Raw genomic sequence first — 1,121 nt, 5'->3', positions numbered from 1 at the left:
ACTAAAAATTATATAAATTTAGGGTTTGAGTAAAATAGTCATAACTTTTGAGTTTTGTTTTAAAGCAGTTTTACTATAAAACTTTCTTTTTCATATATCTCCACAAAACTAGCATTAGCAACATCATTATTATAAAAATTATTACTAATGCCCAAAATCCCATATCTTGAAGCGGCAACTTCACATTCATTCCATAAAATCCAAAAATCATATTTGGAACTGTAACCAATATTGTTACTGCAGCTAAAAATTTCATTGTGATATTCATATTATTTCCAATATACGATGAATATGTTTCTCTTGTAGTTTTACAGATTTCACAGTATGAAGATGATAAGTCTAGCGTAAAATTTATCTCCTGTAAAATTCTTGTCATATATTCTTCATATTGTTCAAACTGCTCATCTTCTTTCAAATTCTCAACAACATAGTCCAAATTTCTCAATGCAATATTATAAACATAAAATCCTTGTTCTACTTCCGCAAGAGAAATTAATTTTTCGTTACTTTGCTGTTCCCTCAAAACAGTTTCTATCTTGTCATGCTCTCCAATCAAAATTCTTACATATTTATAAAGGCTTTGAGAAATTTTATGAAGCATATTTAGAAAAAAACGATTTTCTTCAAGAACTTCATCTCTTAATTTGGCATACTCTTCAACAAATTGATAAAAATCGTTGTAATAATCGTCATCTAAAATAACAATTTTATCTTCTTTAAAAAAAATTACAATCGGATTAATCTCATATGATGTAAATTCTTTATCTTTTGTAGATTTTTTAACAGCTGGGTAATACAGTTTATAAATCTCCCAGTCTGATTTTGAAATTCTTGGAGTAAAAATTTCCTCGTCAATAACATTCTTTATCTTCTCTTCATCAATTTCCAATCTTTCTGATAAAATTTTATAATCTTCATCCTTCAGATTGTAGACATAAGAAATTATTTTCCCACTTTTCGTATCTATTCTTTTTATCATAATTACCTTTCTAAGCTTTTATTTCACTCTATTTATATTATACTAAATCCCATTTTTTAATAGAAATAAATTTTTATAATAGTGCTATTTGTTAGCTAATTCATAATCATTTAGCTAAATTATTTTTCAAATATTTTGATTA

1 protein-coding gene is annotated in these 1,121 nt (G+C 25.6%); it reads right to left on the bottom strand.

Translation table 11 applies throughout. The annotated features are described in order from the left end of the window. Positions 1-73: 73 nt before the first annotated feature. Entirely contained in the window at positions 74-979 is a 906-nt protein-coding gene (locus Q0370_RS03660) for a magnesium transporter CorA family protein (RefSeq protein WP_299572271.1), read from the bottom strand. Between the last annotated feature and the right edge of the window lie 142 nt (positions 980-1,121).

The organism is uncultured Leptotrichia sp. (assembly GCF_938036635.1).
Taxonomy (GTDB): Bacteria; Fusobacteriota; Fusobacteriia; order Fusobacteriales; family Leptotrichiaceae; genus Leptotrichia; species Leptotrichia hongkongensis.
This window is presented reverse-complemented; position numbering and strand designations above follow the sequence as displayed.